At 75.1% G+C, this 24318-nt stretch carries 19 protein-coding genes and 2 pseudogenes; 12 read left to right on the top strand and 9 right to left on the bottom strand.

Annotation, left to right across the window (positions count from 1 at the left end; genetic code table 11):
- Positions 1-161 precede the first annotated feature (161 nt).
- The 5 genes and pseudogenes from ABZ495_RS23275 to pip all read left to right on the top strand — a co-directional run bounded on the left by ABZ495_RS23275 (position 162) and on the right by pip (position 8195).
- A complete protein-coding gene (locus tag ABZ495_RS23275; RefSeq protein ID WP_359837878.1) occupies positions 162-4424 on the top strand; it encodes a molybdopterin-dependent oxidoreductase in 4263 nt (1420 codons plus the stop codon).
- 118 nt (positions 4425-4542) lie between these two features.
- Positions 4543-4652: pseudogene (locus ABZ495_RS23270) on the top strand (FAD-binding molybdopterin dehydrogenase); the annotation flags it as partial.
- Positions 4653-4810: 158 nt separating this feature from the next.
- Positions 4811-5071: pseudogene (locus ABZ495_RS23265) on the top strand (hypothetical protein); the annotation flags it as partial.
- Between the two features lie 166 nt (positions 5072-5237).
- A complete protein-coding gene (locus ABZ495_RS23260) occupies positions 5238-7121 on the top strand; it encodes a phosphatase PAP2 family protein (protein ID WP_359837831.1) in 1884 nt (627 codons plus the stop codon).
- 114 nt (positions 7122-7235) lie between these two features.
- Positions 7236-8195 (top strand): prolyl aminopeptidase, encoded by a 960-nt coding sequence (gene pip / locus ABZ495_RS23255; RefSeq protein WP_359807592.1) that lies wholly within the window; start codon positions 7236-7238, stop codon positions 8193-8195.
- Positions 8196-8291: 96 nt separating this feature from the next.
- On the opposite strand, the gene ABZ495_RS23250 is transcribed toward pip, so the two are convergent.
- Positions 8292-8939: an NAD(P)-binding domain-containing protein gene (locus tag ABZ495_RS23250; protein WP_359807689.1), complete on the bottom strand. Its 648-nt coding sequence runs from the start codon at positions 8937-8939 to the stop codon at positions 8292-8294.
- Between the two features lie 78 nt (positions 8940-9017).
- Here ABZ495_RS23250 and ABZ495_RS23245 point away from each other — a divergent pair, with 78 nt between their 5' ends.
- Positions 9018-9389, top strand: a complete 372-nt coding sequence (locus ABZ495_RS23245; protein ID WP_359837829.1) for a helix-turn-helix domain-containing protein — start codon at positions 9018-9020, stop codon at positions 9387-9389.
- 23 nt (positions 9390-9412) lie between these two features.
- Here the strand turns inward: ABZ495_RS23245 and ABZ495_RS23240 are convergent, their stop codons facing one another.
- The gene (locus tag ABZ495_RS23240) at positions 9413-10555 is read right to left on the bottom strand and encodes an FAD-dependent oxidoreductase (protein ID WP_359807597.1); all 1143 of its coding nucleotides are present in this window, start codon (positions 10553-10555) and stop codon (positions 9413-9415) included.
- Positions 10556-11015: 460 nt separating this feature from the next.
- On the opposite strand from ABZ495_RS23240, the gene ABZ495_RS23235 reads away from it, so the two are divergent.
- Positions 11016-12830, top strand: coding sequence for an RICIN domain-containing protein (locus tag ABZ495_RS23235; RefSeq protein WP_359837827.1), 1815 nt, complete (start codon positions 11016-11018; stop codon positions 12828-12830).
- 54 nt (positions 12831-12884) lie between these two features.
- Here ABZ495_RS23235 and ABZ495_RS23230 read toward each other — a convergent pair whose 3' ends face one another.
- From ABZ495_RS23230 to ABZ495_RS23220, 3 genes are read right to left on the bottom strand one after another with little or no spacing between them, the layout of a single operon-like run.
- Positions 12885-13274, bottom strand: a complete 390-nt coding sequence (locus tag ABZ495_RS23230; protein WP_359807602.1) for a roadblock/LC7 domain-containing protein — start codon at positions 13272-13274, stop codon at positions 12885-12887.
- Complete coding sequence (locus tag ABZ495_RS23225; RefSeq protein ID WP_359807604.1) at positions 13271-14239, bottom strand: hypothetical protein; 969 nt, start codon at positions 14237-14239, stop codon at positions 13271-13273. Before ABZ495_RS23225 ends, ABZ495_RS23230 begins: the two co-directional genes overlap by 4 nt.
- Before the next feature lie 41 nt (positions 14240-14280).
- The gene (locus tag ABZ495_RS23220; protein ID WP_359837825.1) at positions 14281-14640 is read right to left on the bottom strand and encodes a hypothetical protein; all 360 of its coding nucleotides are present in this window, start codon (positions 14638-14640) and stop codon (positions 14281-14283) included.
- Positions 14641-14784: 144 nt separating this feature from the next.
- On the opposite strand from ABZ495_RS23220, the gene ABZ495_RS23215 reads away from it, so the two are divergent.
- Positions 14785-15150, top strand: a complete 366-nt coding sequence (locus ABZ495_RS23215; protein WP_329485690.1) for a hypothetical protein — start codon at positions 14785-14787, stop codon at positions 15148-15150.
- Between the two features lie 434 nt (positions 15151-15584).
- Here the strand turns inward: ABZ495_RS23215 and ABZ495_RS23210 are convergent, their stop codons facing one another.
- Complete coding sequence (locus ABZ495_RS23210) at positions 15585-16175, bottom strand: helix-turn-helix domain-containing protein (protein ID WP_359837876.1); 591 nt, start codon at positions 16173-16175, stop codon at positions 15585-15587.
- A 290-nt stretch (positions 16176-16465) separates the two neighbouring features.
- Between ABZ495_RS23210 and ABZ495_RS23205 the strand changes: the two genes are divergently transcribed.
- Positions 16466-17389: a chlorophyllase gene (locus ABZ495_RS23205; protein WP_359837823.1), complete on the top strand. Its 924-nt coding sequence runs from the start codon at positions 16466-16468 to the stop codon at positions 17387-17389.
- Positions 17390-17410: 21 nt separating this feature from the next.
- On the opposite strand, the gene ABZ495_RS23200 is transcribed toward ABZ495_RS23205, so the two are convergent.
- The 3 genes from ABZ495_RS23200 to ABZ495_RS23190 all read right to left on the bottom strand — a co-directional run bounded on the left by ABZ495_RS23200 (position 17411) and on the right by ABZ495_RS23190 (position 20339).
- Complete coding sequence (locus ABZ495_RS23200) at positions 17411-18772, bottom strand: erythromycin esterase family protein (RefSeq protein WP_359837821.1); 1362 nt, start codon at positions 18770-18772, stop codon at positions 17411-17413.
- Positions 18773-18943: 171 nt separating this feature from the next.
- Positions 18944-19585 carry a hypothetical protein gene (locus ABZ495_RS23195; RefSeq protein ID WP_359837819.1) on the bottom strand — a complete coding sequence of 214 codons (642 nt, stop codon included), beginning with the start codon at positions 19583-19585 and terminating at the stop codon, positions 18944-18946.
- A gap of 193 nt (positions 19586-19778) precedes the next feature.
- Positions 19779-20339: a DinB family protein gene (locus ABZ495_RS23190; RefSeq protein WP_359837817.1), complete on the bottom strand. Its 561-nt coding sequence runs from the start codon at positions 20337-20339 to the stop codon at positions 19779-19781.
- Positions 20340-20624: 285 nt separating this feature from the next.
- On the opposite strand from ABZ495_RS23190, the gene ABZ495_RS23185 reads away from it, so the two are divergent.
- The 3 genes from ABZ495_RS23185 to ABZ495_RS23175 all read left to right on the top strand — a co-directional run bounded on the left by ABZ495_RS23185 (position 20625) and on the right by ABZ495_RS23175 (position 24204).
- Entirely contained in the window at positions 20625-22196 is a 1572-nt protein-coding gene (locus ABZ495_RS23185; protein ID WP_359837815.1) for a threonine/serine exporter family protein, read from the top strand.
- 179 nt (positions 22197-22375) lie between these two features.
- On the top strand, positions 22376-22855 hold the full coding sequence (locus ABZ495_RS23180) for a flavin reductase family protein (protein WP_359837813.1): 480 nt from the start codon (positions 22376-22378) through the stop codon (positions 22853-22855).
- Between the two features lie 131 nt (positions 22856-22986).
- On the top strand, positions 22987-24204 hold the full coding sequence (locus tag ABZ495_RS23175) for a PP2C family protein-serine/threonine phosphatase (RefSeq protein ID WP_359837811.1): 1218 nt from the start codon (positions 22987-22989) through the stop codon (positions 24202-24204).
- Positions 24205-24318: the final 114 nt, after the last annotated feature.

Here is a 24318-nt window from a genome sequence, read left to right as displayed (position 1 = left end):
TGGCAGCGCGCCGTGGTGCTCACGTCCACCGGGAGGCGCCCGTGCGGTCCGGTTAACCTCGCGAAACAGGCGCTGTGACGAGGCGGTAATGCGCTCTTCCTAGGGTCACGATCGTGGGACCTTCCCACCGCGTGATCCCTGGGGAGGGAGTCTCGGTGACGATGCCGGCTTCGAAGGCGGACAGCGTACGGACGGTCTGCTCGTACTGCGGCGTCGGCTGCGGCGTCGTGCTCGACATCGGCCGGGACGCCGCCACCGGCAGGCGCACCGTCGCCAAGGTGTCGGGGGACAAGGGCCACCCGACGAACGCCGGGCGGCTCTGCACCAAGGGCGCGACCAGTGCCGAGATGATGGCCGTCTCCGGGCGGGCCGCCACCGCGCTGATCCGCGCCGGGCGCGGCGCCGAACCCGTCCCGGTGGACGTCGACGAGGCGATCACGGCGGTGGCCGGGCGGCTTCGGGCGATCCTGGACGAGCACGGCCCCGACGCGCTCGCCCTCTACGTCTCCGGGCAGATGTCCCTGGAGGCGCAGTACCTGGCGAACAAGCTCGCCAAGGGGTTCGTGCGGACCAGCCGGATCGAGTCCAACTCCCGCCTGTGCATGGCCTCCGCGGGCTCCGGCTACAAGCTCTCGCTGGGCGCGGACGGGCCGCCCGGCTCCTACCGGGACTTCGACCACGCGGACGCGTTCCTCGTCATCGGCGCCAACATGGCCGACTGCCACCCGATCCTGTTCCTGCGGATGATGGACCGGGTCAAGGCGGCCGGGGCGAAGCTGATCGTCGTCGACCCGCGGCGCACCGCCACCGCCGCGAAGGCCGACCTCTTCCTGCAGATCAGGCCGGGCACCGACCTCGCCCTGCTGAACGGACTGCTGCACCTGCTGGTCGAGAACGGGCACACCGACGAGGCGTTCGTCGCGGAGTTCACCGAGGGTTGGGAGGAGATGCCCGCCTTCCTGGCGGACTACCCGCCCGCGAAGGTCGCCGAGATCACCGGGATACCCGAGGCGGACATCCGGCAGGCCGCGCGGTGGATCGGCGAGGCGGGGGAGTGGATGAGCTGCTGGACGATGGGCCTCAACCAGTCCACCCACGGCACCTGGAACACCAACGCCCTGATCAACCTGCACCTGGCAACCGGCGCGATCTGCCGCCCGGGCTCCGGTCCGTTCTCGCTCACCGGCCAGCCCAACGCGATGGGCGGCCGCGAGATGGGGTACATGGGCCCAGGCCTGCCCGGCCAGCGCTCCGTCCTGGTGGCGCAGGAGCGGGCCTTCGTCGAGGAGCTCTGGGGTGTCGAGGCCGGCACGCTGCGGACCGAGGCCGGGCGCGGCACGGTGGAGATGTTCGAGCGGATGGCCGCCGGCGAGATCAAGGCCTGCTGGATCATCTGCACCAACCCGGTCGCCTCGGTCGCCAACCGCAAGACCGTCATCGCCGCCCTGGAGGCCGCCGAACTGGTCATCACCCAGGACGTGTTCACGGAGACCGAGACCAACGCCTACGCCGACGTGCTGCTGCCCGCCACGCTCTGGGCCGAGTCCGACGGCGTCATGATCAACTCGGAGCGGAACCTCACCCTGGTCGAGGGCGTGGTCGACCCGCCCGGGCAGGCCCTGCCCGACTGGCAGCTGATCGCCCGGGTCGCCTGCGAGCTGGGCTACGCCGACGCCTTCGGCTACACGAGCGCCGAGGAGGTCTTCGAGGAGCTCAAGCGGGCCTGGAACCCGGCGACCGGCTGGGACCTGCGCGGCGTCAGCTACCCGCGGCTGCGCGGGACGCCCGTCCAGTGGCCGGCGCCCGCCGCGGACGGCCCCGACCGCAACCCGATCCGGTACCTCAACGACGGCGTCAGCCAGACCCTGCTGGAGCGCGCCGACGGGAGCAGACCCCGACTCGCGTTCCCCACCCCCACCGGCCGCGCCCGGTTCTTCGGCCGCCCGCACCTGCCCGCCGCCGAACTCCCGGACGACGACTACCCGTTCGTCCTCAGCACCGGTCGCCTCCAGCACCAGTGGCACACCCTCACCAAGACCGGCAAGGTGGCCAAGCTCAACAAGCTCGACCCCGGCCCGTTCGTCGAGCTCCACCCCGACGACGCCGCCGCGATGGGCGCCGGGCAGGGCGACCACATCGAGGTCGCCTCCCGCCGCGGCCGCGCCGTGCTGCCCGCCGTCGTCACCGACCGGGTCCGCCCCGGGAACTGCTTCGCGCCGTTCCACTGGAACGACCTCTTCGGCGAGTACCTCGGCATCAACGCCGTCACCAACGACGCCGTCGACCCGGTCTCCTTCCAGCCCGAGTTCAAGGCCTGCGCCGTGGCGCTGCGCGTGGTGCCCGCCCCGACCCCCGAGGAGACCGCGCCCGTGCCGGTGACCGCAGACCCGAGTGCGGGGACGGGGCAGCCGCCCCTCGCCGTGCTGCCCGTGCCGGCGGTGCCCGGGGGCGCGTCCGACGCCGTCTCCGCCCTGACCGCGCTCTTCGGCCTCGCCGACCTCGCCCCGCCGGTACTCGCCGAACCGGAGCGCCGCTACCTGTCCGGATACCTCTCCGGGTACGTCGCGGCCGCCGCCACGGCGCCGTCCGGCGCCGTTCCGGTGCTCCCGGCGGGAGCGCCGTTCGCCCCGGCGACGGCGCTCTGGGTGGACGGGGTGCTGGCGGGCATGTTCTCCCGGGGCGCCGCCGGCGCGCCCGGGCCGGCTGTCCCGGCCGCGCCGGTGGCGGCCGGCGCCGAGCCCGCCGCGCCGGCCCGGGAACTGCTCGTCCTGTGGGCCTCGCAGACCGGCAACGCCGAGGAGTTCGCCGCCGCCGCCGCGGCCCGCCTGGCCGGGGCGGGCCGCGCCCCGACCCTGCTCGCGATGGCCGACACCACCCCCCGGCGGCTCACCGCCGGTACCGACGTGCTCGTCGTCACCAGCACCTTCGGCGACGGGGAGGCGCCCGACAACGGCGCCGACTTCTGGCAGGGCCTCACCGCCCCGGACGCCCCGCGCCTGGAGGGCGTGCGCTACGCCGTCCTGGCGTTCGGCGACTCCAGCTACGACGACTTCTGCGGTCACGGCCGCCGGCTGGACGAGCGCTTCGCCGAGCTGGGCGCGACCCGCCTGCACGCGCGCACCGACTGCGAGGCCGACGACGACGGGCCCGCCGGGCAGTGGCTCGACCAGGTGACCGGCACGCTCGTGGCGCCGGTGGAGCGGGCGCCGGCGCCCGCTGTTCCCGCCGTGCCCGTGCCCGTGTCCGCCGCGCCCGCCACCCCGCCCGCCACCCCGGCCGCCACACCGGCCGCCACACCGGGCGGCTTCACCAGAGCGGCCCCCTTCCCGACCCTGCTGGTCGGCAACCGTCTGCTCAGCCTGCCCGGATCGCAGAAGGAGGTGCGGCAGTTCGCCTTCGACACCCGCGGCGGCGAACTCGCCTACGAGGCCGGCGACGCCCTCGGCGTGTGGCCGGCCAACGGCGCCGGACTGGTCGCCGAATGGCTCGCCCTGACGGGCCTGGACCCCGAGGAGCACGTCCGGCTGGCCGACGGCGACGACCTCCCGCTGGGGGAGGCGCTGCGGACCCGCCTCGACATCGCCCGCCTCACCCCGGACCTGCTCGGGTTCGTCGCCGACCGCACCGGCGACCGCGTCCTGAAGCGGCTGCTGCGCCCCGACAACAAGGGCGAGCTGGCCAAGTGGAGCTGGGGCCGGCAGGCCGCCGACGTGGTCGGCGCCTTCCCCCTGCGCGCCACCGCCGCCGAGTGGGTCGGAGTGCTCAAGCGGCTCCAGCCCCGCCTGTACTCGATCTCCTCCAGCCCCCTGGCCCACCCCGGCGAGGTCCGGCTCACGGTGTCCGTCGTCCGCTACACCAACGACCTCGGCCGCGACCGCGGCGGCGTCTGCTCCACCTACCTCGCCGACTGCGCCGACGACGGCCCGGTGCCGGTGTTCGTGCAGCGCTCCCCGCACTTCCGGCCGCCCACCGGCCCGACCACGCCGATGATCATGGTGGGCCCCGGGACCGGGGTGGCGCCGTTCATCGGATTCCTGGAGGACCGGCAGGCCCGCGGCCACACCGGCCCCAACTGGCTCTTCTTCGGCGAGCAGCGCGAAGCCACCGACTTCTACTACCGGGAGGACCTGGCGGCCTTCCGCGCCGCCGGCCACCTGGACCGCCTGGACGTGGCCTTCTCGCGCGACCAGCGCAACAAGGTCTACGTCCAGGACCGGATGCGCGAGCACGGCCCGCGCCTGTGGCGCTGGCTCCAGGACGGCGCGCACTTCTACGTGTGCGGCGACGCGGGCCGGATGGCCAAGGACGTCGACCTGGCGCTGCGCGAGATCGTCGCCGCCCACGGCGGCCTGGACGAGGAGGCCGCCGCCGCGTACGTCCGGCAGCTGGCGAGCGACAAGCGCTACGTCCGGGACGTCTACTGAGCGGTGGCCGACGCCGCCCGGGGCGGGGCCGGTATGCCCGGGGCAGCGACGGCCCGGTCGGGCTGCCCGGCTTGCTCTTGCGACGCCACGATGAGTTGCGGACGCCCGCCGTCGCGGGGTGTGGCAGCCGGGGGCGCCTTCCTCGGCGGCGGCACCCAGCCGTTCTCCGAGCCGCAGCCGCAGATCCGGCGGCTGATCGACCTGAGCCGGGTCGGCCGGGAGCCGCTACGGGTGACCGCCGGGAGCGACCTGGAGATCGCGGCCACCTGGACGAAGGACGACTCGACGATCCGCCCAGGTCGTTGAAGGGCAACCTGGGCCGCTGCACCGGCTACCGGGCGATCGAGGACTCGGTGCGCGGCGTCAAGCACGGGGAGGAGCCCCGCGCCTTCCGCCGCTACCGGCTGCCCGCCCACGCCGACGTACCGCGCACCGCCGTGCACTTCGCCGAGACCTCCGACCCGATCGACCCGCTCGGCGCCCAGTCGATGAGCGAGAGCCCGTTCAACCCCGTGCCGCCGGCCTTCGCCAGCGCGCTGCGCGACGCCACCGGCATCCGCTTCACCGAGGCGCCGTTCCTGTGGGAGAAGGTGGGGCAGGCCCTCGCCGAGCACCGGGCCGGGAGCCGCCGTCCGCCGCACGGGTGAGCGGTGTGTGTGGGCGTCGCCCGCCGTCGGGGCCGCCGCCGCCCGGGCCGTCCCCCACGCGGCGCCGTCCGGCGTGCGGGGCGGCCGCCGACCCCCGAGAGTCGGCAGGAAGGCGACCCGACCGGCGGACCGGCCCGGGGCGCGGCGGCACGACGGGAGGAGCGGGATGGGCGCGAGCAGGCCGGCGCCCGGAGCGCCCACCCGGCACCCCCCGGCCGCCCTCCTCACCACCACCTGCCTGGTGCTCGCCCTCGCCGCGGCCGCGGTCGTCACCTGGACGTCCCTCGGCGACGAGGCCGACGACCGGCCCCTCCTCCCGCTGCTGCTCGGCAGCTGGCCCGCCACCGCGACCCGGGTCGGCCTGGTGCTCACCGCCGTCGCCGCGGTGGCCGTGATCGGCACCCTGGTCGCCCGCCACCCGCCCCCGGACCTGCCCGCCCCGGCCGCCGTCGCCCCGGTCGCGGCCGCCACCCTGCTGATCAGCGCCGAACAGCGGGGCCACCCCGTGGACGCCGTGGTCGGCCTCGCCGGCACCGCCCTGGTGCTGCTCGACGTGCTGCCGCGCGGCCCGAACCGCCGGGCCGGGTTCGCGCTCGGCCTGGCGATCGCGTTCCACCCCGTCCTGGCCCTCTTCGCCGTCGCCCTCCCGCGCCGGCGCGCCGTCCCCGCGTCCGCCGCCCTGACCGCCCTCGCGGTGGCCGCCCTGGTGCAGGGCACCGTCCTGATCGCCGACCCGGACCGCGCCGCCCGCTTCTGGCGCCGCTTCGACGCCCCGGCCGTCACCGGCGACCCGTCCGACCAGACCGCCCTCGGCGTGCTGCTCCGGCTCGGCCTGCACGGCCCGGCGCTGCTGGTCGGCTGGCTGGCGGTCACCGTCACCGCCGTGCTGCTCGCCGTCCGCCGCTCCGGCGGCTACGCGCGGGACGGCCAGCCGCTGCTGGCGGTCGGCGTGCTCGGCTGCGCCACCCTGGTCGCCGCACCGGTGGCCGGGCCGGGCCACCTCGGGTGGCTGCTGCTCGCCGCCACCGGTCGGCTCGGCCGCCGGCCCGAGTCCCGCGCGCTGTGGCCGGTGATCGCGGTCACCGTCGCGCTGCTGCCCAGCACGCTGCTCGACCCGGAGATCGAACCGGTCAGCGGCCTGCTGCTGCGCAAGGCCCCCACCCTGGTCGCCCTCGCCGCGGCCGCCGCCCTGCCGTTCCTGGCCCGCGACGACCCGCTCTGGCACCTGCGCCGCGCCCCTGGCCCGCCCCTGCGGCGGCGTCCCGCGCTGCCCTGGATCCCCCTGCTGCCGGCTCCGCTGCGGCCGGTCTCCCGCCCGAACCCGGTGCTGGAGCTGCTCTTCGTCCAGGTCGGCTACGGCGTCTACTCCTACATCCGCAACGTCGCGCCCGAGCGCGTCGCCACCGCCACCGGCCACGCCCGCAGCGTCTTCCGGCTGGAACAGCTGCTGCACGTGGACATCGAGCCGGTCGTCAACGCCTGGGCCCTGCGGACCGGTGACTGGCTGCTGGACGCGGCCCAGGGGTACTACAAGGTGCTGCACTTCGTGGTGCCGCTCGGCGTGCTGGTCTGGCTCTACGTCTGGCACCCGGACCGCTACCGCACGGCCCGGACCGTCCTGTTCGCCGCGACCGGCCTGGCGCTGGTCGGCTTCTGGGGCTACCCGCTCGCCCCGCCCCGGCTCGTCCCGGGGCTCAACCTGCGGGAGGACCCGTCCGGCATCCCCGGCGAGGCCCCGCTCGGCGTGCTCACCTCGCTCTCCAACCAGTACGCGGCGATGCCGTCGCTGCACATCGCCTGGTCCTGCTGGTGCGCCCTGGTCGTCATCACCACCGTCGGCCACCGCCGGCTGGCACCCCTGGCGGCGGTCTACCCGCTGCTCACCTTCCTCGTGGTGGTGGCCACCGCCAACCACTGGGTGCTGGACGCCGTCGGCGGCGTCGCCGTCCTGCTCGCCGGCGCCCTCACCCAGTACGCCCTCACCGCCCGACTCCTCACCGACCCCGCCCCGGCGCCCCCGCCCGCCGTCCTGACCCGGGAGGGCGCGTAGCGGGACGGGGCCCCTGGCGGCTCCGCCGAACGTCCTGCCGACGTGCGGCGGAGCCCCAACCGGCCTCTGTCACGGCCTGGTTCGAGCACGACCGCTCCCGTAGGATCGGCGGCCATGGTCGACCTCTACGCTCCCACCCACCCGTACAGCCACGGCTTCCTCGACACCGGGGACGGCAACCGGATCTACTACGAGGAGCTCGGCAACCCCGAAGGCAAGCCCGCCCTCTCCGTCCACGGCGGCCCGGGGGCGGGTGCCCCGCGCCGGCCGACACGGGCCTGGGACCCGGAGCGCTACCGGCTCATCCGCTTCGACCAGCGCAACTGCGGCCGCAGCACCCCGCACGCGAGCGACCCGGCGGCGGACATGCGCCTGAACACCACCCGGCACCTCATCGACGACATCGAGCGACTGCGCGAACACCTCGGTGTCGAACGGTGGTTGCTGAGCGGCGCGTCCTGGGGATCCACGCTCGCGCTGGCCTACGCGCAGCGACACCCGGAGCGGGTCACCGGGATCCTCATCCAGGCGGTGACGATGACCCGCCCCGCCGAGACCGACTGGCTCTACCGGGGCGCCGGGCGGTTCCAGCCCGAGGCCTGGGACCGGTTCCGCGACGGCGTCCCGGAGGGCGAGCGGGACGGCGACCTGCTCGCGGCCTACGCCCGGCTGATGGAGAACCCCGACCGGGCCGTCCGCGCGAAGGCCGCCGCCGACTGGCTCGCCTGGGAGGACGCCGTCGTCTCGAACGAGCCCAACGGCATCCCGGGGATGTACAGCGACCGCGAGGTCGACGAGCAGATCGCCTTCGTACGGATCTGCGCCCACTACTTCAGCAACGGTGCCTGGCTGGAGGAGGACCAACTGCTGCGCGACGCCCACCGGCTGGCCGGGATCCCGGGGGTGCTGGTGCACGGCCGGCACGACATGGGGAGCCCGGTGGAGACGGCGTGGGCGCTGGCGAAGGTGTGGCCGGACGCGCGGCTCCACATCTTCGAGGACTCCGGGCACGTCGGGAGCGAGGCGATGGCCGAGGCCTCTCGGGCGGCCATCGAGGAGTTCAAGGACCGGTGACCCGCCCGGGGTCCGAACACCCGGCCACCACGTGGTCACCGAGGGCCGGCACGTCCCCCGGCGACCACGTGGCGGGCGGTCCGGCCCGCGCGCGGATCAGGAGGGCCGGCCCCCCGCGTACGCCAGCGGTGGGGCGATCGCCTGGGCGTCCGCGCCCTCGCCGACCCACAGACCGATCAGGAACGCTGCCGTCGCCTCCAGCAGGCCCGCCCGGTCGAGGCCGCCCCCGTCGACCGGTGTGCAGCCGAGGTCGCGGACGAGGCCCCGTACGGTCTCCAGGGCCGACGCGTCGTCACCGCAGAGCGGCACCGCGAGCGGGCGTCCGTCGAAGACCGGCGGCGTCCTGCGCCACACGCTCTCGTGGCAGAGGTTGAACGCCTTGACCACGGAGGCGCCGGGCGCCGCGGCCGCGATGCGCTCGGCGGCCGAGGGGCCGCCCCGGGTTTCGAGGACGAAGCCCGGGGCCACCGGGTTGGTGCAGTCGATCAGTGCCCTGCCCCGCAGAGCGCCGGCCAGACCGGACACCACGCCGACCGCCGCCGCGTACGGCACGGCCAGCAGCACCGCGTCCCGGCCGTGCTCGGCCGCCTCCCGCGCGGTCCCCGCCCGTGCGCCGATCCGGTCGGCGAGGGCGCCGGCGCGGTCCGCGTCCCGCCCGCCCACCAGTACCTCGTGGCCGACCCGCGCCCACTGCTCACCCAGCGCCCGCGCCATCGTTCCGGTGCCGACGATCCCGATCCTCATCATGCTCGACCCCTCTGTCGTGACCCGTCCTTCAGAATCGGGACGACACTACGAAACCGCTGGGGCACCATCTGGTAAGTGACCACCGACCACGGCTTCCTCGCCGACTGCCGAGCCCGGCTCGCCTTCGATCTGCTCGCCAACACCTGGAACGCCGTCGTGGTGTGGGCGCTGCGCGACGGTCCCGCACGGCCCGGCGAACTGCGCGAGCGGATCGGCGGCATCAGCCCCAAGGTCCTCACGGAGACGCTGCGCCGGCTCCAGTTCAACGGTCTGGTGGAGCGCCGCGCGTACGCCGGGTCGCCGCCGCACGTGGAGTACACCCTCACCGGGCTGGGGCGGACGCTGCTGGAGCCGGTCGAGGCGTTCGGCGCCTGGGCCTTCGAGCACGGCGAGGGCGTGATGGCGGCCCGGGAGCGGGCGGAGGCGGCCGAGGACGGCCACGGCTGAGCCGGCCGCTCCGGTGCGGGCGGTCAGCGCCCCCGGCCGGCCCCGAGGGCGAAGCGGCGCGCGGCCGGGCGGCCCTCGACCAGGTCCGCGGCGAGGGCGCCGAGCACCGACGCGAACTTGAACCCGTGCCCGGAGAACCCGGCCAGGACCGTCACCGGGCCCCGCCGGTCGACCACGAAGTCGTGGTCCGGGGTGGTGGTGTACAGGCAGGTGGTGGCGGTCGGCGCGGTGTGGTCGACGCCCGGCAGCCAGCGCCGCGCGTACTCCCGCACCCGCTCCACCGCGCGCGGGTCGGGGTCGCCCGTGCGGTGGTCCGGGTCGACGACCGGGCCGACGCCGTGGAAGCCGACCTTGACGCCGTCGACGCTCCCGAGGCCGTACACGCCGACGTCCGAGACCAGTTGCGCCCCGCCGTGGTGGATGAAGCTCGGCCAGTCCAGCGGTGCGGCGGCCGGGAAGTGCACCGGCCGCTCCTCGGTCACCCGCATCGGCGGCAGCCCGGGCACGAGCCCCGACAGCAGGCCCGGCGCCCACCCGCCGACCGCCACCACGACCTGCTCGGCGAGGATCACCTCCTCCTCCGTGGTCACCAGCTCGACGCCTGCGCCGCCGTTGCCCCCGCCGCCGCTCCCGTCGCCGTTCCCGCCGCCGCGTACGGCGATCCGGGCGATCCGGACGCCGTGCCGGACCTCGGCCCCGTGCGCCGCGGCCGCCCGCTGGAACGCCGCCACCGCGTGGTCGGCGTGCAGCCGCCCGGCCTCGGGGTGGAACAGCGCGGAGGTGTCGGCCCGCAATCCCGGCCACCGCTCGGCCACCCGCGCCGGGTCGAGCAGCTCGGCGGGCCGCCCGGCGGCGGCCAGCGCGGCGTGCAGGGCCGAGGTCGCGGCGGCCGGGCCGTGGTCCACCGCTCCGGTGAGCTCCAGGAGGGCGGTGCCCGTCTCCTCCTCCAGCCGCCGCCACAGCGGCAGCGCCCGCACGGCGAGGGCGACGTACTCGGGCTCCGGGTAGGCCAGCCGGAAGATCCGTGAACTGCCGTGCGAGCTGCCGCGGTCGTGCCCCGGGGCGAACCGCTCCAGGAGCGTCACCCGCCGGCCCCGCGCCGCCAGGTGCCAGGCCGCCGACGACCCCATGACCCCGCCACCGACGACTACGACCTCACCGGTCATGCCCACTCCGTACGTTGTCGCCACGGTCCGCCTCCCGGCCGCGCCGCGCCCGGCCGTTTGACAGCGGAGACTACCGGAGGGCCGACGGCCCGGGTGGAGGGGGCGACGGTGCCGGTCGCCATCGACGGGAGAGCTGCGGCGGAGCGGTCGGCCCCACCTGGCGGGCGCTCAGGGGGTGCCATCCCGGCAGAAGTTCGGTCTTCGCACCCGGCCCGGTGGTGTACTGACGGAACCGGGAAGTTGTCCGAAGAACCGGTGGAGGTCCCACGGCGCGCCATGTTGGATTGTCCGGCTACGAGGAATCGGCCGAGGGCCGACCGAGCGGCGGACAGCCCGGATCGTCCGCGTACACGGGAGGGGGCAAGAGGTGGGTAGTGCTGGACGCCCGCAGGGGCGCCTGAAGGGGGAGACCGAACAGGCGGACGCCCTGGCACGGTTCGTGCGGGAGGTGACCTCGGGGGTGACCCTCCGCAGGCTCGCCCAGCGCTACCCCGCCGGTCGGACGAGCTGGAGCGCGTACCGCTCCGCGGAGAAGGACATCCCGTGGCACCTGCTCCAACGGCTGGTCCACGACCAGGTGGAGGACCCGCGGGCCCGGGCGGCGCTGCTGGCCCGGGCCGCCCAGTTGCACGAGCAGGCCACCCGGGCGGCCGAGGGGATCCAGCCGCCCGCGGCCCGGCGGTCGGCCGCGCAGCAGGCGCTGGACCGGGCCCGGGACGCGCAGCGGCAGGCCGAGGAGGGCATGGCGGAGGCGGAGGACCTGATCCGTGTGCTGGTCGCGATCGTGGCCGAGCTGCGGAGTGAGCTGGCCGGTGGTGCAGATGGTGTCGAGGGTGTCGAGGGTGTCGGTGGTACCGGCGGTACCGACGACCCGGAAGGTGCCACGACCGACCCGGTGGCAGCGCCGCTCCGGCAGGTCCGGCAGGTCCGGCTGCGGGAGGCGACCTGGTGTCTGGCCGAGGTACGGCGCATCAGGGAGAGCGCCCGTGAGGCGCGGCACACGGCCGGCCGGGAGCAGGAGGCCGTCGGGCTCCTGGTCGACCAGGAACGGTCACGGGTCGGGGCGGAGCCGGCGAGCAACGGGGTGGACGCGCACCTGCCGGTGCTGCGGCGGCTGGAGGCCGACCTCGTGGGGGTGCGGGAGGCGCTGGCCGGCCAGTACCGGGAGGTGAGCGGGATGGCTCTCGTCCCGGCCGGGCCCCGGATCGTCCGGGGGGAGCTGGTCCGGGTCGTGGACCACGGCCGGAGCGGCCCGACCGGCCCGACCCGCGAGGTCGCGGTCGGTGCGACCGTCCTCGGCCCGCCGCGCGGCGGGCCCACGGGTGCGCGATGGCGCCGTAAGGCCGGGGCGGGGGTGGTCGTCGGGGCGACGGGGGCGGTGCTGGCCGGGATCCTGGTGCTGGCCGGGGTGTTGGTGGGCGTCCGACTGGGCGCGGCGGCGCACGGACCCTTCGACGCCGTCCCGCAGGCGGCCGGCGCCTGGGGCAGGCCGGGCTCCGGCGCCCCCTCACCGGCGGCCGGGAGCCCCTCGGCACCGGCTCCGGGGCCGGTCTCGCCGACCCCTTCCGCTCCTGCCACCCCGAGCAGTGCGCCCGACCGGTCCGGCGGGACGCCGACCGCACCGCCGGTGCCGCTGCCGTCCGCTCCGGTGGCACCCGAACCGGGCGGGACGGCCGCTCGGAGCACGGGAGCCGGCCAGCCGCCGGATCCCGCCGTTCCCGCCGTCCCCTCGGCCGAGGCCACGCCCGCCGGTACGCCCTCGGCGCCCGCCAGCTCCACACCGACGGCGGAGGTCCCGGCACCGGGCCGGCTCGGCGGCGCCCCGGTGGTTCCGCCGACGGGATCGGTGGAGATCAGGAACGGGAACAGCCAGCAGTGCATCGCCACGCCCGGAGGCACCCGGGAGGACGGCCGGGAGGTCCAGCAGTACCCCTGCGGGGACTTCCCCGACCACTTCTGGGAGGCGCAGAAGGCCTACACGGACCCGGACGGCGACACCTACTACCGGATCGTCAGCTACAACAGTGCCCTCTGTCTGTCCGTCCGGGACTCCAGTACCCGGGCCACCGCCGAGGTGGTGCAGTCGGAGTGCCGGAGCAGCCCCGGGCAGTCCTGGAAGATCGAGAAGTGGCCGCGCGGCATGCGGTTCGTCAACGACAACAGCCACCAGTGCCTCGCCGTCACCTACCGCAGTACCGCTCCGCAGGCGCCGCTGATGCAGTACCCGTGCGGGGACTACCCCGACCACTACTGGGACTACGGCCCGCGCCGGTAGCCCCGGTCCGGGCCCCGTCGGCGACCCGGGCGCGCCGGTGGCCCCGGTCCGGGCCTAGCGCGTAGGGACCAGTCCGAGGAGTTCGCCCAGGCGCTGGATCGTGGCGGGAGCCTCGCGGTGCAGACCGGCGACGTCCATGCCCTCGTCGCCCAGGATCATCAGCAGCGCCTGCTCACCGATCGCCAGCACCACGACGTAGCCGCCGTTGCAGCGGGTGACCACGTCGCGCAGGCCGCCCAGGCCGACCTCGGCGGCGGTGCGCCGGCCGAGGCCGAGCATGGCGGCGGACAGCGCGGAGGCCGACTCGGGATGGACGGCGGCCGTGTCGGCGGCCACGAGCAGGCCGTCGGCGGTCGAGACGACGCTCTCGGAGATGCCCACGACCCGGTCACGGAGGGACTTCAACTCGTCGACGAGTGCTGCGGATGACGTCTGGCTGCTCATGGTGCGCTCTTCTCGGTCTCTTCGGTCTTCTCGGTCCGCTCGGCGCGGTGAACGTTCGATGGCTGGCCGGAGACGGCAGCCGGGCCCTCGGGCCGGGTGGGCAGGCGGGGGAGCCCGCCGGCTGCGGTCGGTCCGTCCAGGACCTCCGGGCCGCGCCGCACGGGGACCCGGCGGGGCAGCGGCCCGTTCGTCGCCGGCGGCGGGCCGGTGTGCGGCGCGCGCGGCGCCACGCTCGGCACGGCGGCGGGCGGGACCACCGGCTCGCGGTGGAGCAGCTGCCGGGCGTCCATCCGGGCGAGGTCGAGCAGCACGGCGAACAGTCCGCGCCCGAGGGCGAACCCGATGTCGCGCGCGGTGCGCCGCCCGGTGGCGGCGACCAGGATCTCCCGGTAGCGGTCCGGGATCCGCGGGGCCGTCGACCCGGCCGGGGTGGCCGGGCGGATCCGGCTGCGGGCGAGCTGTCCGGGCGGCCCCCAGAGGCGGGTCAACAGGGCCACCCGCCGGCCGGTCTCCTCGAACAGCCGCTGCGGCTCGATGCCGGGGCGCAGCGCGATCCTGGCGGGGGCGGCCGCTTCGGCCACCTCCCAACTGCCGGGCGGGCTCAGGACCAGGGCGAAGGCGCCGTCGAAGGCGGCGGCCGCGCAGACCATTTCGAGTTCGGCGGCGCCGATCGACCCCTGGGCCACCAGTGCCGCGCCGAGGTCGCCGCCCTGGAGGCCGGTGACGCCTTGGGCGTTGGCGGCGGCGGCCGTCTCGGCGGCGGACCAGTCCGCCTCGCCGACGCGCCGTGACTTCAGCAGCAGGGTCTCGACGGTCGGGGCCCCGGGCGTCTCGATCGCGGTGATCAGCCCCCGCTCCAGGTGGATGGTGCCGCCCGGCGCGCTGGAGACGGTGACCGAGCCGGTGAACTCGCCCTGGCGCAGCGTCAGCAGGAGGGCGGGCACGTTGCGTGCGGCGGGAGACACGCGTGGGGACGCGGGCGCGGCCGGGTCGTGGAGACGGCCCGTCATGCCAGCAGGCCCTCTGCCCGGTCGGCGCTCTGGCGGATCGCCAGGGCGAGGTTGGTCTGCCCGCGGTCCAGCACGGTGGCCAGCAGCAGCGGGTCGCCCTGCCGGGGGACCACCTGGACGACGTGGTGGTGGCGGGTGCTGGTGACCACCAGGCTCTCCAACTCGCCCTCCGCCCCGGCCTCGCACAGCCGTTCGCCGATCAGGTTGGCCAGCTCGGCGAGTTCGGCTCCGGTCCCGAGCAGTCGGTGCTCCCCGGCGGACCGATAGGTGAGGCCCGTGACGGCGTCGACGAGCGCGGCGCCGACCACTCCGGGGGAGTCGAGCACATCGGAGAGGGAAGCTTCGAGCGCGTGCACCAGTACCCCTTCGCTTTCTGAACCGATGGCAGCGTACTTTATTTCACCATTTCCGTGCGGTGGCCACACCCGATGACCTTCTTGCTACTTTGATTCCTGCACACGGGGGTTCCGCCCGGATGGCACGCAAAGGACGAACAGGTCATGAACATTGACAGCGCACTCACGGACGCGATGGGCATCGAGGGCGCCATCGGCGTGGCCCTGGTCGACTACGAGAGCGGTATGTCGCTCGGGCATCTCGGGGGGAACCAGCAGCTCGATCTGGAGGTCGCGGCCGCCAGCAACACCGAGGTCGTCCGGGCGAAGCTGAGGGCCATGGCGGCGCTGTCGATCGACGATGTCATCGAGGACATCCTGATCACCCTCGGCGGCCAGTACCACCTGATCAGGCCCCTTGCGGGCGCGCGTGGTTCGCTCTTCCTCTACCTGGCCCTGGACCGCTCGCGGGCCAACCTGGCACTCGCCCGGCACAGCCTCAAGCGCATCGAGGCCGGGCTGGACGTCTGAGCCCGCCCACCGGAACCGGCCACCCCGGCCAGGCGAAATGCGGCGGACCGCGCTCCGCCCGGCAATTGCCGGGCGGAGCGAAAGCGATGCGTGATGAACCGATTACCGCCGGCCGCCCGTTGAAGGGGGTCCGGTATCGATTCGGGGAAATGCGTGACATTCCGATGACGGGGCGTCATATCCACTCCCGGCGGAACGCACAGTAATTCGACGGTGACGCAGTACCGGCGAAATGCCACCCGCCGGAGTTCGCCCGCGGCGGCGGCCGGCGGCATCCCCCGGACCGGCCGGCGGCCGGGGAGCGTCCGCCTCCGCCGCTGATGCGTCGGCGAGCCGCCATGCCATGCCATGCCATCCCCATTGACCCGCGCGGCATGCGCGAACAGCTCCTCGGGCGCGGTCGTCGGGCGTGGGGAGCGGGGGCGGGCGGCCCGTCAGGGCCGGCGGCGCAGGCCGGCGACGAGGAGCGCGGCCAGCGGGCGCGCGTCGTAGCGGGGGTCGCTGTCGGCGCCGATGCAGAGGTTGCCGATGCCGCGCATGAGTTGGTACGCGGTGAGGTCGGAGTCGGTCTCGCCGGCGGCGGCCGCGGCGTCGAGGAGCAGGGTGCACACCGGCAGGAGGCGGTCGAGGAAGTAGGCGTGCAGGGTCTCGAAGCCGGCGCTGTCGGTCTGCATCGCGGCGGCCAGGCCGTGCTTGGTGACCAGGAAGTCGACGAAGAGGTCGGCCCACCGCGCGAGCGCCGCGTGCGGTGACGGGCTGCTCGCCAGCAGGGCAGGGCCGGCCTCGGCGCACGCCTCGACCTGGTGGCGGTAGACCGCGATGACGAGGTCCGCCCGGGTGGGGAAGTGGCGGTAGATGGTACCGATCCCGACGCCGGCGGCGGCCGCGATGTCGCGCACCGGCGCCTCGACCCCCGAGGTGACGAAGGCCGCGGCGGCCGCGTCCAGCAGGGCCTGCTGGTTGCGCCGGGCGTCCTTTCGCTTGGACCCGGCTGCGCTCTCCGCGCCCTGGCCGCTGTCGTTCACCACGGCCCTCCTCCCATGGCCGACCGGGGCCGTGACGGACCCGGTCGACGAATGACGATCGACGACCGACGCTTGTAAAGCGGAACGCCGTTCCGTATCGTTTGCGGAGCTAGGTTCCGTTTCGCCCATGATGGCAGAACACGGGACCACCGGCCATGCCGTCCACCGGCTGTCCCGTCGCCTCCGGACGGCGGAACGCCCACGATCGCCGATTCCCGGCCCGGCGGCGCCAGCTGCCGCCGGGCCCACCGAAGCCACCTGCGCAGCGAACCCGAACGGAAGCCACCTCCATGTCAGTTCCCCCCAGCACCGACGCACCCGCCACGGTGCTCTCCGCCAAGCCGGTCGTCCTGCCCGCCCCGGGCCGCGGTGAGGACCTCCAGGTCCGGGTGTCCGCCCCCGCGACCGGCCGCGGCCTGCCGGTGGTCCTCCTCTCGCACGGCTTCGGCTGGTCGATGGACGGCTACGCCCCGCTCGCGGACTACTGGGCCGCCCACGGCTTCGTCGTCCTGCAGCCCACCCACCTGGACTCCCGCACCCTCGGCATCCCGGCCGACGACCCGCGCACCCCGCGGATCTGGCGCCTGCGCATCGAGGACCTCACGCGCGTGCTGGACGGGCTCGACGTCCTGGAGGCCGCCGTGCCGGGCCTCGGTGGGCGCGTCGACCGCGGCCGCGTCGCCGTGGCCGGCCACTCCTGGGGCGCCCAGACGGCGAGCGCGCTGCTCGGCGCACGCGTCCTGGACGCCGACGGCGTTCCCGGCGAGTCCATGGCCGATCCCCGGGTGAAGGCGGGCGTCCTGCTGGCGGCAGCCGGTCTGGGCGACGACCTGACCGCGTTCGCCGCCGAGCACCTGCCCTTCCTGAAGCCGTCCTTCGACGCCATGACCACACCGGCCCTCGTGGTCGCCGGTGACCGCGACCAGTCCCACCTGTCCACCCGCGGCCCGGACTGGTTCACCGACCCCTACACCCACAGCCCGGGCCGCAAGAGCCTGCTCACCCTGTTCGGCGCGGAGCATTCGCTCGGTGGAATCGTCGGGTACGAGGTCGCCGAGACGACCGACGAGAGCCCCGCGCGGGTCGCCCTGATCCGGCGGCTCACCACGGCCTTCCTCCGCAGCACCCTCCAGGCCGAGGACGCCGACTGGCAGGCGGCGCTCACCGCCCTCGGGGCGGACCCCGAGCCTCTGGGCAGCGTCCGGAGCAAGTAGCGAGCCCGGCCCGCCCCGGCGCTACGGCGTCCGGTCGGCCTCCCGGACGTCGTGGAGGTGGACCAGGACGTCGAAGGACGTGCCGAGCGCGACGTTCCCGGGCGGGTACGGGTACTGCGTGCCGTAGGTGCGGACGGGCCGGGTGCCGCTCAGCCAGGCCCTGGCGGCGGCCGGGGCGGTGCGGACGTCCAGGTAGAAGTCCCGGTGGCGGACCTGGTCGAGGGTGTACTCGCTCATGTCCGGGGTGGGCGGCCCCTCGGTGAACTTCTTCCAGGGGCCGCCCAGGGCGGCGTCCTTGGAGAGGAGCGATCCCTGGTAGAAGGTGAAGCCGATCGGCAGGTAGTCGCGGCCCATCGTGTCGTTCAGGTAGGCGCCCTGCGTTCTGGGGTACAGCGCCGGGTCGCCGGCGAGGCGGCCGACGTGGTCGTTGTGGGCGGAGAGCAGCACCTTCCCGCCGGTGCGCCGCTGCCACCAGGTGACGTTCTGTGCCATCACCTCGTCCCGGAAGCGTTCGAACTCGGGCAGTGTCGTGGCGTCCCCGGGGTCGAGGGAGAGGAAGGTGGCGGTCTGGGCGACGGAGCGGGCGTTCTGCTCGGCCCAGGCGGCTGCCTCCGGGTCGCTGCCCCGCAGACCGCCGACCAGGTCGAGGGCCTGCCGGGCCTGCGCGGCGAGTCGCCGGCGCTCGGCGAGCGGCCTGCCCAGGTAGGCGAAGGCGTCGTCGATCGGGCGCAGTCCGGTGTAGAGCGCGTCGAGCCGGGCGAGGGCCTGCGGGTCGGTCCGCCGCACGTAGTCGGTGATCCGGGCGAAGAACGCGTCGTCGAGCGAGGGCGCGCCGATGTCGTCGCCCATGAAGTGGACGGTGCGGTCCGGGTGGTGGCGGTTGTAGTCGCGCATCCACTCGATGAGGCTGACGAACTCCTCGCGGTCCCAGGGGGAGTCGGCCAGGGCTGCCTTGGCGACGCTGCGGGCGTCGCCGCCGCGGCCGGTCTGCAGGTAGTCGTCGATCCGGAGTCCGGCGGACCAACTGAGTTCCAGGGCGAAGGTGGTGAAGCCCTTCTCCTCGACGAGGTGGCGGAAGACCCGCTCCTTCATGGCGAAGAACTCGTGGGAGCCGTGGGTGGCCTCGCCGAGCCCGACCACCTTCGCGTCGCCGATCATCGCACCCAGGGCGCGCAGGTCGGCCGTGCCGCGGCCCGGTTCGGTCGAGCGCAGCGGGTGGGCCGCCCGGTCCAGCGCGCGGACCACGCCGCTCGTCCCGGCCGCTTCGACGGGCGGTGCCGCCGGCGCCGCCTGGGCCGCGACCGGAGCGAGGACCGCTCCGATCGCGACGGCCGCCGCGGCCAGCAGCCCCCGTCGACCGATGTGCTGGTGATGCCGTGCCATGTCTTCGACCCCTCAACTCGCCTACCGTGTCGTGGGACCGATCATCGCCTGCGATTCCATGGCGGCGCGCTGCGGATGGCCTCCGATTGATGCGGGGGTTTACCCCCGTGGGACGAGCGACAAAGGGGCAGCCCAGGCTGCCCGGACGGCCCGGCCGCACCCCCGCTGGGTTCACCGGGGCAGGGTGATCGGGAGGCCCTCCTCGATGCGGCGCAGCAGCCGGCCGCCGTGGACCTTCGGGGCGTCGAAGCCGCGGTACTCGTCCGGGTCGTCGTCCGCCTCTGTGCGGAGGACCTCGGGGACCAGGACGGTGGCCGGGTCGATGTCCTGGGCGTAGCCGTCGAGGTAAAGGGGCGCGATCACCGGGCCGTGCAGCGCCCCACCGACGAGGTCCGGGGCGAACTCGGCGGACAGCACCGTCACGTCCGCGCGCAGGTCGCCGTGGATCATCACCAGCTTGTCCGTCATGTTCCCGACGAAGGCGCCGACCCGGACGCTCCCGCGGACCAGCAGTCTGGCATCGCCCTCCAGGTAGACGGCCGCGGCCCGCAGGTCGCCCAGGACGATCAGCGCCGGGCAGCCGTCGTCCAGGTTGAGGACGGCGCCGGCGACGTCCAGGTCGCCGTCGACGACGAGGCCGCTGCCGTCCGGTTCCATCGCGTCCAGGTCCAGGTCACCGGCGACCGTCAGGGGGCCGGGGTGGACGTCGTAGTCCTCCTCGTAGAGGTTGCGGTAGGAGGAGGCGGGGAGCTGCCGCTGTTCGAAGAGAGCGGCGCAGTGCGCCCAGTCGTGGGGCGTGGTGACGGTGTCCATGGGCCGACTCTCGCACCCCGCACCGACAGCCGACCGGCTCGGGGTGGGCCGGCTGCCCGACCGGCCCGGGGGCCCGGGGTGGCGACCGGCCGACGGTCTCACCCGCGGATCCGCCCGGCCGGCCCAACCGGGCCCCGGACTGCCGTGAACGCGCCCGCTACAGGCCTCGGCCGGGCTCCGGTGGGAGGGGGCGCTACTGGCCCACCCGGCCGTCGACGCACTCGCGCAGCAGGTCGGCGTGCCCGCAGTGCCGGGCGTACTCCTCGATCCGGTGCACCAGCAGCTCCCGGACGGCGATCCCGTCCTTCTCCAGGCGCGCGCCGAGGTCGGTGTGCCCGGCCAGCGCGGCGTCGGTCGCCGCCTGCTCACGCGCCAGGTCGGCGTACGCGGCGTCGACGGCGGACCGTTCGCCGACCACGTCGTCGAAGTCCGCGTCACGCCTGCCGTACAGCTTGGGCAGCGGCTCGGCGTCGTCCAGCCAGTTCCGCCAGTCCCGTTCGACCTCGGCGAGGTGGCGGACCAGGCCGAGCAGCGACATCGTCGACGGCGGGACCGACCGGCGGGCGAGCTGCTCCGGCTCCAGGCCCTCGCACTTCATCAGCAGGGTCGCACGGTAGTCCGTCAGGTAGCCCATCAGCGTCGCGAGTTCGCCGTCCGGAGCGGCTCCGTCGCCGTTGCGCGGGTCGTTGTCCGGATCGACCCACATGTCGGGGTAGACGGTCGCCTGGGTCCATCGCACGGGTTGATCGTTCATACCGCCGATGATCGCCATTGCGGGACTGGGCCCGCCAGCGGATTTCTCGACGGCGGGCCGGCCGTGCTCCGCAGGCGGTGGGGCCACCCGGTCGGCCGAGCGTACGGAACCGGCCGGACGCCGGGCAGCGGCCCGCGCGCCGCCCTGGGCGTTCCCCCGCAGGTCACGTTGGGTAGCACGATCATGACCATCCGTAGTGGATCGTGATGGTCCCGCACCGCCGCCGAGCGGCCACCCTGCCGCAGGTGACCGCCCCGGTGCGCGGCACGACGATGAGGAGCGGCGGTGTCGGAGCAAGGTCACCCGGGCCGGCGGCCCGACGCCGGCGACCCCGGGCCGGAGCCGGGCGCGACCCCCGCCCCGCACCCCGCGGCGCCGGGCGGCCCCGGGCCCGAGGACGCCCGCGGCGGGCTGGTCGCCCCCCGGCCGCCCGCCGACGGGGAAAGCGTCCCGGGGCGCGGCGGTCGCGGCGACACGCCCTGGCCGGACCGGATGCGGCCACTGGTGCGCATGCCGATGGCCGAACGCCCGCTCGCGGCCGGCGGAGAACCGCGGCAGCGGCCCGGCCCGGCGGAGGCGTCGGGCGTCCTGGACCTCGCCCTGCGGGTGGGCGAGGCGCTGCTCGCCAGCGGCGAGTCCGCGGAGGACGTGGAGGGCGCGATGCTGGGCGTCGCCCACGCCTACCGCGTGTACCCCTGCGAGCCGCAGGTGACCTACACCCTGGTGGCGATCTCCTACCAGCCGACGCCGGACGTCGCGCCGCTGACGGCCGAACGGGCGGTCCGCCGTCCGGCCAGCGACTACACCCGGCTCGCCGCCGTCTTCCGCCTGGTCACCGCCATCACGGCGGGCGAGGTGGCGGCCGAGGAGGCCCGGCACCGGCTGACCGTCCTGCTCGGCCGCCGGCCCCCGTACCCGGGCTGGCTCCTCGTCCTCGCCTCCGGGCTGCTGGCCGGCTCCGCGACCCTGCTGGTCGGCGGCCGGGCCGACGGCCGGGCCTGGCTGGTCTTCGGGACCGCCTTCGTCGCCGCCCTGACCGGTGACCGGCTGGCCGCCCTGGTCGCCCGCCACGACCTGCCCGAGTTCTACGGCTTCGTGGCCGCCGCGACACCGGCCGCGACGATCGGCAGCCTGCTCTCGCTGAACGGGCTCCACCTGCGCGGCTCCGTGGTCATCACCGGCGGGCTGTTCGCCCTGCTGCCGGGCCGCCCGCTGGTGGCCGCGGCCCAGGACGGCCTGACCGGCTTCTACCTCACCGCGGCCGCCCGGCTGCTCGAAGTGCTGTACCTGATGGCCGGTATCGTGATCGGCGTCATGACGGTGCTGTACCTGGGCGTCAGCAACGACGCCGACCTGACCCCCGACGGGGCGCCGGGCAGCACGGTGAACCCGCCGCTCCAACTCGCGGCCGCGATGCTGCTGGCACTGACCTTCGCCGTCCTGCTGCGCACCGACCGGGCGACCCTGGCCCCGGTCGTCCTCAACAGCGCCGTCGGCTGGACCACCTACGCCGTCCTGGCCGGTGCCCGCGTCGAGCCGATCGTGGCCACCGGGCTCGCCGCCGGGCTGGTCGGCCTGTTCGGCCAGCTGATGGCCCGCTACCGGGCGATGTCCGCGCTGCCGCACGTCACGGCGGCGCTCGGGCCGCTGATGCCCGGCTCGGTGCTGTACTTCGGCATGCTCGCCTTCGTCCAGGGCCGGCCCGAGGCCGGGTGCAGCTGGGTCGGCCGGGCGTGCGCCACCGCGATGGCCCTGGCCATCGGCGTCAACCTCGGGGGAGAGGTGGCCCGCCTCTTCCTCCCGGCCTCGCGGCCGGCGTTCACCTCCTGGCGCCCCACCGGCCGCCACCGCCGCTGAGGGGCGCCGTCCTCCCGGCGGGCGCCGCCGGACCGACCGACGTAGGTTTCGGCCGGGGGCGCGCGTGCGAGGGCCCGACGAACGGCCGCCCGGGAATGGCGGCCGCGGGAGCGGGCAGCGAAGGACCGGACGCACCCCACCGCCGCCACCGCGGCCTCCGCACGGAAGGAGCGACACCCATGCCCGACTTCGACGCCTTCGCCGCCCTACTGGACTACCCGGTGTACGTCGTCACCGCGGCCGCCGGCCGGGAGCGCGCCGGGTGCCTGGTCGGCTTCGCCGGTCAGTGCTCGATCCGGCCGGTGCGCTTCGCGGTGTGGATCTCCAAGGCGAACCACACCCACGCCGTCGCGTCGCGCGCGGAGTTCCTGGTGGTCCACCTGTTGCCCCGGCACCGCCACGACCTCGCCGAGCTGTTCGGCGGGCGCACCGGCGACGACACCGACAAGTTCGCGGACGTCCGCTGGACGCCGGGACCGGGCGGGGCGCCCGTCCTGGCGGACGCGGCGGCCCACTTCGCCGGCCGCGTCCACGCCCGGACCGACGGCGGCGACCACACCGGCTTCCTCCTCGACCCCGTCGACACCCGGACCACCGCGGACCGAGCGTCGCTCACCTTCCGCGACGTCACCGACATCGACGCGGGGCACCCCGCCTGACCGCCCCCGGCGTGCCGGGGACGGTCCCGGTCCACCGTCCGGCCGACCGCGCGGCCCACGTGCGGGTGACTCCGGCCCGGTTCCCTCCGCGTCGGCTGGACGGCGCGGTCCGGCCCGGCTCGGCTGGAGCGATGACCGACGAGACCCTGCCGCTCAACCTGGGTGAGCAGCTGATGGAACAGTTCCTCACCACGCGACGCACGCTCGACCCGGCCGACGTCCCGGTGCTGGCCCAGCAGTACGCCCAGACCCTCGGCATCGGCGTGAGCACCGTGTACCTGGCCGACATCCAGCAGAACCACCTGTTCGCCCTCGGCGGCGGTGCCGCCCTCCCGATCGAGGGCACGCTGGCCGGCTGGACGTACCGCACCGGGGGGCTGCGGGTGGCGGAGAGCGACGACGGCAAGCTGCTCGCCTGGTTCCCGCTGGTCGACGGCGCCGAGCGGCTCGGCGTCCTGGGCGTGCGGACCGCCGCGCTCGACAACGCCGCGGTGCGCCGCTGCCGGCTGCTCGCCGCGATGCTGGCGATGGTGATCACCTCGAAGCGCGACACCAGCGACAGCTACGCCCGGGGGACGCGGGTGGAGACGATGAGCCTGCCGGCCGAGATGCTGCGGGCCTTCCTCCCCCTGCGGACCGTCTGCAACGGCCAGGTCATCTCGACCGCCGTCCTGGAGCCCGCCTACGATCTCGGCGGTGACGCCTTCGACCACTCGCTGGCCGCCGGCGTCCTGCACGCCGCCGTGCTGGACGCGATGGGGCACGACCTCGCCTCCGGTCTGACCGCCGCGGTCGCCCTGGCGGCCTGCCGCAACGCCCGTCGCAACGGCGCCGACCTCCCGGACCTCGTGGACACCATCGACGACGCCCTGCGGCGCTGGTTCCCGGACCGCTTCGCCACCGGCATCTTCGCCCGGCTCGACCTCGCCACCGGCACCCTGCACTGGTCCAACTGCGGTCACCCGCCCCCGCTGCTGATCCGGGGCCACGAGGTCGTCGCGGACGCCCTGACCCGTACCGCCGAGCCGCCGCTGGGGCTGTCGGGTCTGTCGGGCGGTCCGCGCGCCGTGCACACCTTCTCGCTCCGGCCGGGCGACCGGATCCTCCTCTACACCGACGGCGTCATCGAGGCCAAGGGCACCAACCACGAGATGTTCGGGCTGGAGCGCTTCGCCGACTTCGTCATCCGCGCCACCGCGGCCGGCGAGGCGGCCCCCGAGGCGCTGCGCCGTCTCATCCACGCCCTCCTGGAGAACCAGGACAGCACGCTGACCGACGACGCCACCATCATGATGATCGAGTGGCAGCCGTCCGACCTGCCGGCCTCCGACCCCGACCGGCTCCCGTGACGCCCGCCCGGGCGCTCCCGGCACGGGGTCGGCCGGTGCTCCCGGACGGCCGAGTCCGGCTAGTGTTACCGAAGCCAAAGACCGCTGGTTGTCGCCGTGCACTCGCAAGGGGCG

The organism is Kitasatospora sp. NPDC005748, from assembly GCF_040630735.1.
Classification (GTDB): Bacteria; Actinomycetota; Actinomycetes; order Streptomycetales; family Streptomycetaceae; genus Kitasatospora.
This window is presented reverse-complemented; position numbering and strand designations above follow the sequence as displayed.

What these genes read in the sequence shown, in the direction of transcription:
- ABZ495_RS23275 (WP_359837878.1), top strand. Translation starts at nt 162, where the DNA reads ATGCCGGCTTCGAAGGCGGACAGCGTACGGACGGTCTGCTCGTACTGC.
- ABZ495_RS23260 (WP_359837831.1), top strand. Translation starts at nt 5,238, where the DNA reads ATGGGCGCGAGCAGGCCGGCGCCCGGAGCGCCCACCCGGCACCCCCCG.
- pip (WP_359807592.1), top strand. Translation starts at nt 7,236, where the DNA reads ATGGTCGACCTCTACGCTCCCACCCACCCGTACAGCCACGGCTTCCTC.
- ABZ495_RS23250 (WP_359807689.1), bottom strand. Translation starts at nt 8,939, where the DNA reads ATGAGGATCGGGATCGTCGGCACCGGAACGATGGCGCGGGCGCTGGGT.
- ABZ495_RS23240 (WP_359807597.1), bottom strand. Translation starts at nt 10,555, where the DNA reads ATGACCGGTGAGGTCGTAGTCGTCGGTGGCGGGGTCATGGGGTCGTCG.
- ABZ495_RS23230 (WP_359807602.1), bottom strand. Translation starts at nt 13,274, where the DNA reads ATGAGCAGCCAGACGTCATCCGCAGCACTCGTCGACGAGTTGAAGTCC.
- ABZ495_RS23215 (WP_329485690.1), top strand. Translation starts at nt 14,785, where the DNA reads ATGAACATTGACAGCGCACTCACGGACGCGATGGGCATCGAGGGCGCC.
- ABZ495_RS23205 (WP_359837823.1), top strand. Translation starts at nt 16,466, where the DNA reads ATGTCAGTTCCCCCCAGCACCGACGCACCCGCCACGGTGCTCTCCGCC.
- ABZ495_RS23200 (WP_359837821.1), bottom strand. Translation starts at nt 18,772, where the DNA reads ATGGCACGGCATCACCAGCACATCGGTCGACGGGGGCTGCTGGCCGCG.
- ABZ495_RS23195 (WP_359837819.1), bottom strand. Translation starts at nt 19,585, where the DNA reads ATGGACACCGTCACCACGCCCCACGACTGGGCGCACTGCGCCGCTCTC.
- ABZ495_RS23190 (WP_359837817.1), bottom strand. Translation starts at nt 20,339, where the DNA reads ATGAACGATCAACCCGTGCGATGGACCCAGGCGACCGTCTACCCCGAC.
- ABZ495_RS23180 (WP_359837813.1), top strand. Translation starts at nt 22,376, where the DNA reads ATGCCCGACTTCGACGCCTTCGCCGCCCTACTGGACTACCCGGTGTAC.
- ABZ495_RS23175 (WP_359837811.1), top strand. Translation starts at nt 22,987, where the DNA reads ATGACCGACGAGACCCTGCCGCTCAACCTGGGTGAGCAGCTGATGGAA.